A 10,771-nucleotide genomic window follows, 5' to 3' on the forward strand; every position below is an offset into this window, starting at 1 on the left:
GCAACGAGGTTTGACCCGGCAGGGCCGGCAAAGGTCGGTGGTGCGCCACTTTACCCAAGATTGGCGAGGGAGCACACGCACTGTTTATGGGCGAAAAATGCACAGGCCATGAGGATTTATGCCAGACCCGATACCGACCCCGATTGCCGCCCGGCGCGAGGGCGCCCTGGACCTGCTCAAGTGGCTGGCGCTGCTGTGCATGCTGCTCGACCACCTGCGCTATGTCGGCTGGAGCCTCGATGGGCTGTACGTGCCCGGGCGCCTGGCGTTTCCCTGGTTCTGCCTGGCGCTGGCGGCCAATGTGGCGCGCGCTGGCGCGGCGGACCGCGAGGGCGCCGGGCAGTGGCGTTACCTGGGCTGGCTGCTGCTGTTCAGCCTGCTCAGCGAGGTGCCGTACCGGCTGTTCATTCCCGACCCCGACACCCTCAATGTGCTGCCGACCCTGGCCCTCGGCCTGCTGGTGGCCCGCGCCTGGCAGCGCCCCAGCGGACCGACATTATGGCTCGGGGTGGGGGCGGGCTTGCTGGGCGGGCTGTTCGACCGGCAGCTGATGTTCGGCCTGTTCGGTGTATTGCTGCCGTTGGCGCTGTTGCTGGCCCTCCAGCGGCGCTGGTACTGGGCGCTGTTGCCGGGGCTGCTGTGCCTGGCGGCCAACCAGTGGGAAAGCCTGCTGCCGGCGGCGCGCCAGGGCAATCAGCTGGCGGCCTGGGCGCTGGGCGTGTGCCTGTTGGCGCCGGGGTTGGGGTTGCTGGTCCTGCGGCGATTGCGCGAGGTGTCCGTGCCGCCGATGCGGCGGTGGGCGTACCTGCTGTATCCGGGGCATTTCCTGCTTCTGCTGGCGTTGCGCAACCTGCTGGCCTGACGGCTGCGCCATCATCGCGAGCCAGCGTGCTCCTACAGAGACGGCGTCGTTCCTTGTAGGAGCGAGCTTGCTCGCGATCGGTCGCGCAGCGACCTCCGGGCCATTCCCCGCCACCGCTCCACTGGCGCCGCCAAGCCACGGAACTAGAGCCTTCGCCGTGGGCCATGCACGGGGCTGGGTCTGTCTGCGCCAGGCCATGTCGTAAACGCACCTTTGCGTGGCGTCCATAGGCATTTGGCCGGTTGGCGCCGGTCATACCATCGCATCCAAAGGGCACTGCCGCAGGGTACGTGCCTCACCGAGACGAAAGGCGCACAGCCGCCGCTGGGAGAGACGCGATGTTCAGCAAGCAAGACCAAATCCAGGGTTATGACGATGCACTGCTGGCGGCGATGAATGCCGAGGAGCAACGTCAGGAAGATCACATCGAGCTGATCGCGTCGGAAAACTACACCAGCAAGCGGGTGATGCAGGCCCAGGGCAGCGGTCTGACCAACAAGTACGCCGAAGGTTATCCGGGCAAGCGCTACTACGGCGGCTGCGAGCACGTGGACAAGGTCGAGGCCCTGGCCATCGAGCGCGCCAAGCAACTGTTCGGCGCCGACTACGCCAACGTCCAGCCGCACTCCGGTTCCTCGGCCAACAGCGCGGTGTACCTGGCCCTGCTGCAAGCCGGCGACACCATCCTGGGCATGAGCCTGGCCCACGGCGGCCACCTGACTCACGGCGCCAAGGTGTCGTCCTCGGGCAAGCTGTACAACGCGGTGCAATACGGCATCGACACTAACACCGGCCTGATCGACTACGACGAAGTCGAGCGCCTGGCCGTCGAGCACAAGCCGAAGATGATCGTCGCCGGCTTCTCGGCCTACTCCAAGACCCTGGATTTCCCGCGCTTTCGCCAGATCGCCGACAAGGTCGGCGCGCTGCTGTTCGTCGACATGGCCCACGTCGCCGGCCTGGTCGCCGCCGGCCTGTACCCGAACCCGCTGCCTTATGCCGACGTGGTCACCACCACTACCCACAAGACCCTGCGCGGCCCGCGCGGCGGCCTGATCCTGGCCAAGGCCAACGAGGAAATCGAGAAGAAGCTCAACGCCGCGGTATTCCCCGGCGCCCAGGGCGGCCCGCTGATGCACGTGATCGCCGGCAAGGCCGTGTGCTTCAAGGAAGCGCTGGAGCCCGGCTTCAAGGCCTACCAGCAGCAAGTGATCGAGAACGCCCAGGCCATGGCCGGCGTATTTATCAAACGCGGCTACGATGTAGTGTCCGGCGGCACCGATAACCACCTGTTCCTGGTCAGCCTGATCCGCCAGGGCCTGACCGGCAAGGACGCGGACGCCGCCCTGGGCCGTGCCCACATCACCGTGAACAAGAACGCCGTACCGAACGATCCGCAGTCGCCGTTCGTGACCTCCGGCCTGCGCATCGGCACCCCGGCGGTGACCACGCGCGGCTTCAAGGTGACCCAGTGCGTCGAGCTGGCCGGTTGGATTTGCGACATCCTCGATCACCTCGGCGATGCCGATGTCGAGGCCAATGTCGCTCGCCAGGTCTCGGCCCTGTGCGCGGACTTCCCGGTTTATCGCTGAGTGCGGTTTTGGAGTAAATGACTATGCAACGCTACTCGGGCTTCGGCCTCTTCAAGCACTCCCTCAGCCACCATGAAAACTGGCAGCGCATGTGGCGCACGCCGACCCCGAAAAAGGTCTACGACGTGGTCATCGTCGGCGGTGGCGGGCATGGCCTGGCGACCGCCTACTACCTGGCCAAGGAGCACGGCATCACCAACGTCGCCGTGGTCGAGAAAGGCTGGCTGGGCGGCGGCAACACCGCGCGCAACACCACCATCGTGCGGTCCAACTACCTGTGGGACGAGTCGGCGCACCTGTACGAGCACGCGATGAAACTGTGGGAAGGCCTGTCCCAGGACCTCAACTACAACGTGATGTTCTCCCAGCGCGGCGTCTACAACCTGTGCCACACCCTGCAGGACATCCGCGATTCCGAGCGTCGGGTCAGCGCCAACCGCCTCAACGGCGTGGACGGCGAACTGCTCAACGCCAAGCAGGTGGCGGACGAGATTCCGTACCTGGATTGCTCGAAGAACACCCGCTACCCGGTGATGGGCGCCACCGTCCAGCGTCGCGGCGGCGTGGCCCGTCACGACGCCGTGGCCTGGGGCTTCGCCCGGGCCGCCGACGCCCTGGGCGTGGACCTGATCCAGCAGACCGAAGTGATCGGTTTCCGCAAGGAAAACGGTGTGTGCATCGGCGTGGAAACCAACAAGGGTTTCATTGGCGCCAAGCGCGTCGGCGTGGTCACCGCCGGTAACTCCGGGCACATGGCCAAGCTCGCCGGTTTCCGCCTGCCGATCGAATCCCACCCGTTGCAGGCGCTGGTGTCCGAGCCGATCAAGCCGATCATTGACAGCGTCATCATGTCCAACGCGGTGCACGGTTACATCAGCCAGTCCGACAAGGGCGACCTGGTGATCGGCGCCGGTATCGACGGCTGGGTCGGCTACGGCCAGCGCGGTTCGTACCCGGTGATCGAGCACACCATCCAGGCCATCGTCGAGATGTTCCCGGTGCTTTCGCGGGTGCGTATGAACCGCCAGTGGGGCGGCATCGTCGACACCACCCCGGACGCTTGCCCGATCATCTCCAAGACCCCGGTGCCGAACATGTTCTTCAACTGCGGCTGGGGCACCGGCGGCTTCAAGGCCACTCCGGGCTCGGGCAACGTATTCGCCGCGAGCCTGGCCAAGGGCGAGATGCACCCGTTGGCCGCGCCTTTCTCCATCGACCGTTTCCACAACGGCGCCCTCATCGACGAACATGGCGCCGCAGCCGTCGCCCACTAACAGGAGACACACTCATGTTGCATATCTTCTGTCCTCACTGCGGCGAACTGCGCTCCGAAGAGGAATTCCATTCGTCCGGCCAGGCGCACATCCCGCGTCCGCTGGACCCGAACACCTGCACCGACGAACAGTGGGGCGACTACATGTTCTTCCGCGACAACCCGCGCGGCCTGCACCACGAGCTGTGGATCCATGCCGCCGGTTGCCGCCAGTACTTCAACGCCACCCGCGACACCGTGACCTACGAGATTCTCGAAACCTACAAGATCGGTACCAAGCCGCAATTCACCGACAAGACCGATAGCCCGAAAGCGGCCACGCAGGCTCTGGGAGAGAAGGTATGAGCCAGTCCAATCGCCTGTCCAACGGCGGACGCATCGACCGCAACAAAGTCCTCAGCTTCAGCTTCAACGGCCAGACCTATAAAGGCTTCGAGGGCGACACCCTGGCCGCGGCCCTGCTGGCCAACGGCGTCGACATCATCGGTCGCAGCTTCAAGTATTCCCGGCCGCGCGGCATCTTTGCCGCCGGTGCCGAAGAGCCGAACGCGGTGCTGCAGATCGGCGCCACCGAAGCCACCCAGATTCCTAACGTGCGCGCCACCCAACAGGCGCTGTACCAGGGCCTGGTCGCCACCAGCACCAACGGCTGGCCGAGCGTCAACAACGACATGATGGGGATTCTCGGCAAGGTTGGCGGCAAGCTGATGCCGCCGGGCTTCTACTACAAAACCTTCATGTACCCGCAATCGTTCTGGATGACCTACGAGAAGTACATCCGCAAGGCCGCGGGCCTGGGCCGTTCGCCGACCGAGAACGACCCGGACACCTACGACTACATGAACCGGCACTGCGACGTGCTGGTCGTCGGCGCCGGCCCTGCCGGCCTGGCCGCGGCCCTGGCGGCCGCGCGCAGCGGCGCGCGGGTGATCCTTGCCGACGAGCAGGAAGAATTCGGCGGCAGCCTGCTGGACAGCCGCGAAAGCCTCGACGGCAAGCCGGCGGCCGAATGGGTGGCCACCGTGGTCGCCGAACTGAAATCGCTGCCGGACGTGACCCTGCTGCCGCGGGCCACCGTGAACGGCTACCACGACCACAACTTCCTGACCATCCACGAGCGCCTGACCGACCACCTCGGCGACCGCGCGCCGATCGGCCAGGCGCGCCAACGTATCCACCGGGTCCGCGCCAAGCGCGTGGTGCTGGCCACCGGTGCCTGCGAGCGTCCGCTGGTCTATGGCAACAACGACGTGCCGGGCAACATGCTGGCCGGCGCGGTGTCGGTCTACGTGCGCCGCTACGGCGTGGCGCCGGGCAAGAAACTGGTGCTCAGCACCAACAACGACCATGCCTACCGCGTGGCCCTGGACTGGCTCGACGCCAGCCTGCAAGTGGTGGCCATCGCCGATGCCCGGCACAACCCACGCGGTGCGCTGGTGGAAGAAGCCCGCGCCAAGGGCATCCGCATCCTCACCTCCAGCGCGGTGATCGAAGCCCGCGGCAGCAAGCACGTGACCGGCGCCCGTGTCGCGGCGATCGACGTCAAGGCGCATAAAGTCACCAGCCCCGGTGAGTGGCTGGACTGCGACCTGATTGCCAGCTCCGGCGGCTACAGCCCGGTGGTGCACCTGGCGTCCCACCTGGGCGGCAAGCCGACCTGGCGTGAAGACATCCTCGGTTTCGTACCGGGCGAAGCGCCGCAGAAACGCGTGTGCGTCGGCGGCATCAACGGCGTCTACGGCCTCGGCGATTCCCTGGCCGACGGTTTCGAAGGGGGCGTGCGCGCTGCCAGCGAAGCCGGTTTCAACGCCGTGGAAGCCGTGCTGCCCAAGTCCCTGAGCCGCCTGGAAGAACCGACCCTGGCGCTGTTCCAGGTGCCCCACGAGAAAAGCACCGCGCGGGCGCCGAAGCAATTCGTCGACCTGCAGAACGACGTCACCGCCGCCGCCATCGAACTGGCGACCCGCGAGGGCTTCGAGTCGGTCGAGCACGTCAAGCGCTACACCGCGCTGGGCTTCGGCACCGACCAGGGCAAGCTCGGCAACGTCAACGGCCTGGCCATCGCGGCGCGCTCGCTGAACGTGAGCATCCCGCAGATGGGCACCACCATGTTCCGTCCGAACTACACGCCGGTGACCTTCGGCGCCGTGGCCGGCCGTCACTGCGGGCACATTTTCGAGCCGGTGCGTTTCACCGCGCTGCACGCGTGGCACGTGAAGAACGGCGCCGAGTTCGAGGACGTCGGCCAGTGGAAGCGCCCCTGGTACTTCCCGAAGAATGGCGAAGACCTGCATGCCGCGGTCAAGCGCGAGTGCAAGGCGGTGCGCGACAGCGTCGGCCTGCTCGACGCCTCGACCCTGGGCAAGATCGACATCCAGGGCCCGGATGCCCGTGAATTCCTCAACCGCATCTACACCAACGCCTGGACCAAGCTCGACGTGGGCAAGGCGCGCTACGGCCTGATGTGCAAGGAAGACGGCATGGTCTTCGACGACGGCGTGACCGCCTGCGTCGGCGACAACCACTTCATCATGACCACCACCACCGGTGGCGCCGCGCGCGTCCTGCAGTGGCTGGAGATCTACCAACAGACCGAGTGGCCGGACCTCAAGGTGTACTTCACCTCGGTCACCGACCACTGGGCGACCATGACCCTGTCCGGGCCGAACAGCCGCAAGCTGCTCAGCGAAGTCACCGACATCGACCTGGACAAGGACGGCTTCCCGTTCATGACCTGGAAAGAAGGCTTGGTGGGCGGCGTGCCGGCGCGGGTGTTCCGCATCTCCTTCACCGGCGAGCTGTCGTACGAAATCAACGTCCAGGCCGACTACGCCATGGGCGTGCTGGAACAGATCGTCGAGGCCGGCAAGCAGTACAACCTGACCCCGTATGGCACCGAGACCATGCACGTGCTGCGGGCCGAGAAGGGCTTCATCATCGTCGGCCAGGACACCGACGGCTCGATGACCCCGGACGACCTGAACATGGGCTGGTGCGTGGGCCGCACCAAACCGTTCTCGTGGATCGGCTGGCGTGGCATGAACCGCGAAGACTGCGTGCGCGACCAGCGCAAGCAACTGGTGGGCCTCAAGCCGATCGACCCGAACCAGTGGTTGCCGGAAGGCGCGCAGCTGGTGTTCAACACCAAGCAGGCGATCCCGATGAGCATGGTCGGTCACGTGACCTCCAGCTATGCCCACAACTCCCTGGGCTATTCGTTTGCCATGGGCGTGGTCAAGGGCGGCCTCAAGCGCATGGGCGAGCGAGTGTTCGCGCCCCTGGCCGACGGCACGGTGATCGAGGCGGAGATCGTTTCCTCGGTGTTCTTCGACCCGAAAGGCGATCGCCAGAACGTGTAACAAGGTCCATGTAGGAGCGAGCTTGCTCGCGAAAAGATCAGCGACCACCACCCGTTGTCGCAGGATCGACCGCCGCTTCGCGGCTATCGCGAGCAAGCTCGCTCCTACAGCCATTTGCGGTTCGCCGCGAAACAGAATTCAAGACAGGTGCTCTATGACCGCAGTCAACGTTTACCAACAGCGCCCGACCACTGGGGCCAAGGCCGAGTCGTCGCTGCACCATGCCGACCTCGCCAGCCTGGTGGGCAAGGGCCGCAAGAACGCAGGCGTGACCCTGCGCGAGAAAAAACTCCTCGGTCACCTGACCATCCGCGGCGACGGCCATGACCCGGCCTTCGCCGCCGGCGTGCACAAGGCCCTGGGCCTGGAACTGCCGGTGGCCCTGACCGTGGTCGCCAAGGGCGAAACCAGCCTGCAATGGCTGGGCCCGGACGAATGGCTGCTGGTGGTGCCGAGCGGCGAAGAGTTCGCCGCCGAGCAGAAATTGCGCGAAGCGCTGGGCGAGCTGCATATCCAGATCGTCAACGTCAGCGGCGGCCAGCAGATCCTCGAGCTGTCCGGCCCCAACGTGCGCGACGTGCTGATGAAGTCCACCAGCTACGACGTGCACCCCAACAATTTCCCGGTGGGCAAGGCCGTCGGCACCGTGTTCGCCAAGTCGCAGCTGGTGATCCGCCGTATGGGCGAAGACACCTGGGAACTGGTGATCCGCCGCAGCTTCTCCGATTACTGGTGGCTGTGGCTGCAGGATGCCGCCGCCGAATACGGCCTTAGCGTCCAGGCTTGAAGCCGGACCCTGTAGCCGCTGCCGCAGGCTGCGAACGACCCCACAGGGGGGCGCCGCTCTTGAGGGCCCGGGAAGGCCCTTCGGGCCTTATCGCAGCCTGCGGCAGCGGCTACAAGGATATGCCGCCTACCGAGGCATTCACGAACAGGAGTTATCCGCATGAGCCGCGCCCCCGATACCTGGATTCTGACCGCCGACTGCCCCAGCGTGCTCGGCACGGTGGATGCGGTGACCCGCTTTCTGTTCGAGCAGGGCTGCTACGTCACCGAGCACCATTCCTTCGATGACCGCCTTTCGGGGCGTTTTTTCATTCGCGTGGAGTTCCGCCAGCCCGAGGATTTCGACGAGCAGGCGCTGCGTAACGGTCTGAGCGAACGCCTTCGGGCCTTCGACATGAACGTTGAGCTGACCCCGCCGCACCATCGGCCGAAAGTGGTGATCATGGTGTCCAAGGCCGATCATTGCCTCAACGACCTGCTCTACCGCCAGCGCATCGGCCAGTTGGCGATGGACGTGGTGGCGGTGGTGTCCAACCACCCGGACCTCAAGCCCCTCGCCGACTGGCACCAGATCCCGTACCACCACTTCCCCCTGGACCCCAACGACAAACCGTCCCAGGAGCGCCAGGTGTGGCAGGTGATCGAGGACTCCGGCGCCGAACTGGTGATTCTTGCGCGCTACATGCAAGTGCTGTCGCCGGAGCTGTGCCGCAAGCTCGACGGCAAGGCGATCAACATCCACCACTCCCTGCTGCCCGGTTTCAAGGGCGCCAAGCCCTATCACCAGGCCTACAACAAGGGCGTGAAACTGGTGGGCGCCACCGCGCACTACATCAACAACGACCTGGACGAAGGTCCGATCATCGCCCAGGGCGTGGAGGTGGTGGACCACAGCCATTACCCCGAGGACCTGATCGCCAAGGGCCGCGATATCGAGGGCCTGACCCTGGCGCGGGCCGTGGGTTATCACATCGAGCGGCGGGTGTTCTTGAACGCCAATCGCACGGTGGTTTTATAACCTGTAGGCGCAGCCTTCGGCAGCGGCTACAGCGATAACGATTTTGAAAACGAAACAGCATCTGTACCCGAGCACTCTGCGCGCTGCCCCTTTCCGGCAACGCGGTTTCATAAAAACAACAGCGAGGTGAAAGCATGTCTGGTAATCGTGGTGTCGTGTATCTCGGCAGCGGCAAGGTCGAAGTACAGAAAATCGACTATCCCAAAATGCAGGACCCGCGCGGCAGGAAGATCGAGCACGGCGTCATCCTGCGCGTGGTATCCACCAATATCTGCGGCTCCGACCAGCACATGGTGCGCGGCCGTACCACCGCCCAGGTCGGCCTGGTCCTGGGTCACGAAATCACCGGCGAGGTGGTGGAGAAGGGCAGCGACGTCGAGAACCTGAAACTCGGCGACCTGGTCTCGGTGCCGTTCAACGTTGCGTGCGGGCGCTGCCGTTCCTGCAAGGAGCAACACACCGGGGTCTGCCTGACCGTCAACCCGGCCCGCGCCGGCGGTGCCTACGGCTACGTCGACATGGGCGACTGGACCGGCGGCCAGGCCGAATACGTGCTGGTGCCGTACGCCGACTTCAACCTGCTGAAACTGCCGGACCGCGACAAGGCCATGGAGAAAATCCGCGACCTGACCTGCCTCTCCGACATCCTGCCGACCGGCTACCACGGCGCGGTGACCGCCGGCGTCGGCCCGGGCAGTACGGTCTACATTGCCGGCGCCGGTCCGGTAGGCCTGGCGGCAGCGGCTTCGGCGCGCCTGCTGGGCGCGGCGGTGGTGATCGTCGGCGACGTCAACCCGGTACGCCTGGCCCATGCCAAGGCCGTCGGTTTCGAGATCGCCGACCTGTCCAAGGACACCCCGCTGCACGAACAGATCGCTGCCTTGCTCGGTGAGCCGGAAGTGGATTGCGCGGTCGACGCGGTGGGCTTCGAAGCTCGCGGCCATGGCCATTCCGGTGCCCAGCACGAAGCGCCGGCCACGGTGCTCAACTCGCTGATGGGCGTGGTGCGGGTCGCCGGCAAGATCGGTATTCCCGGCCTCTACGTCACCGAAGACCCGGGCGCGGTGGATGCCGCGGCCAAGATCGGCAGCCTGAGCATCCGTTTCGGCCTCGGCTGGGCCAAGTCCCACAGCTTCCACACCGGCCAGACCCCGGTGATGAAGTACAACCGCCAACTGATGCAGGCGATCATGTGGGACCGCATCAACATCGCCGAAGTGGTCGGCGTGCAGGTCATCAGCCTGGACGACGCACCACGTGGCTACGGCGAATTCGATGCCGGCGTACCGAAGAAATTCGTCATCGACCCGCACAAGCTGTTCAGCGCGGCGTAAGCCGATAGCGCAGGAAAAAGGGCGGCCTTCGGGTCGCCCTTTTTATTGGCGGTGGCCGGGGAGAGTGGGGTGGCCTGGTGTTTTTTCGCGAGCAAGCTCGCTCCTACAGGGTTCGAGGTTGCTTTTCTGTAGGAGCGAGTTTGCTCGCGATAAAGGTTGACCGGCCGTGCGCGGAGATTGCACCTCGTCGTGCAAGCTTGCATCCTTTCGTCGGTGTCTGGAGCGTCGCCGGGCCGAGATCGGCATGGCGGGCGCGCCGGAATAATATGAATGTGCCGGTACGGAACATTAGCCCGGCTTTTCCGGTCAAAATCGCAGTTTTCCCGCCGTTGTCACGGCGTTTTCCTGGTCAAGAGGTTGTCTCGATGAAAATTTCCCGCAGTGTTGCACTGGCTACGTTGCTGACCCTGGGAGCCAGCCCGGTTTTTGCTGGCGGCTTCAGCCTGAGCGATGCCGCCAACGCGGTGTCCAGCCTGCAGGGTGGCGACAAGGCCGCTGCTGCCGCGCCGACCTCGCAGACCGCCGGCCTGCTCAGCGCGCTGTCGAA

General features: G+C 65.3%; 8 protein-coding genes and 1 pseudogene. All 9 read left to right on the forward strand.

Going from position 1 to position 10,771, the window contains the following annotated elements; translation table 11 throughout:
- Window positions 1-118 precede the first annotated feature (118 nt).
- Window positions 119-862, forward strand: a complete 744-nt coding sequence (locus tag BTN82_RS30520; protein ID WP_075122709.1) for a TraX family protein — start codon at window positions 119-121, stop codon at window positions 860-862.
- Window positions 863-1,200: 338 nt separating this feature from the next.
- A complete protein-coding gene (gene glyA / locus BTN82_RS30525; RefSeq protein WP_009051224.1) occupies window positions 1,201-2,454 on the forward strand; it encodes a serine hydroxymethyltransferase in 1,254 nt (417 codons plus the stop codon).
- Window positions 2,455-2,477: 23 nt separating this feature from the next.
- Window positions 2,478-3,728, forward strand: coding sequence for a sarcosine oxidase subunit beta family protein (locus tag BTN82_RS30530; protein WP_075122710.1), 1,251 nt, complete (start codon window positions 2,478-2,480; stop codon window positions 3,726-3,728).
- 14 nt (window positions 3,729-3,742) lie between these two features.
- Window positions 3,743-4,072 carry a sarcosine oxidase subunit delta gene (locus BTN82_RS30535; protein ID WP_075122711.1) on the forward strand — a complete coding sequence of 110 codons (330 nt, stop codon included), beginning with the start codon at window positions 3,743-3,745 and terminating at the stop codon, window positions 4,070-4,072.
- Window positions 4,069-7,086, forward strand: a complete 3,018-nt coding sequence (locus BTN82_RS30540; RefSeq protein WP_075122712.1) for a sarcosine oxidase subunit alpha — start codon at window positions 4,069-4,071, stop codon at window positions 7,084-7,086. Before BTN82_RS30535 ends, BTN82_RS30540 begins: the two co-directional genes overlap by 4 nt.
- Window positions 7,087-7,240: 154 nt before the next feature.
- Entirely contained in the window at window positions 7,241-7,873 is a 633-nt protein-coding gene (locus BTN82_RS30545; RefSeq protein WP_075122713.1) for a sarcosine oxidase subunit gamma, read from the forward strand.
- 159 nt (window positions 7,874-8,032) lie between these two features.
- Window positions 8,033-8,890: a formyltetrahydrofolate deformylase gene (gene purU, locus BTN82_RS30550; protein WP_075122714.1), complete on the forward strand. Its 858-nt coding sequence runs from the start codon at window positions 8,033-8,035 to the stop codon at window positions 8,888-8,890.
- 134 nt (window positions 8,891-9,024) lie between these two features.
- The gene (gene fdhA, locus BTN82_RS30555; RefSeq protein ID WP_075122715.1) at window positions 9,025-10,224 is read left to right on the forward strand and encodes a formaldehyde dehydrogenase, glutathione-independent; all 1,200 of its coding nucleotides are present in this window, start codon (window positions 9,025-9,027) and stop codon (window positions 10,222-10,224) included.
- A gap of 365 nt (window positions 10,225-10,589) precedes the next feature.
- Window positions 10,590-10,771: pseudogene (locus BTN82_RS30560) on the forward strand (DUF2780 domain-containing protein); the annotation flags it as partial.

It is taken from the genome of Pseudomonas chlororaphis, from assembly GCF_001921865.1.
GTDB classification, from domain to species: Bacteria; Pseudomonadota; Gammaproteobacteria; order Pseudomonadales; family Pseudomonadaceae; genus Aquipseudomonas; species Aquipseudomonas chlororaphis_D.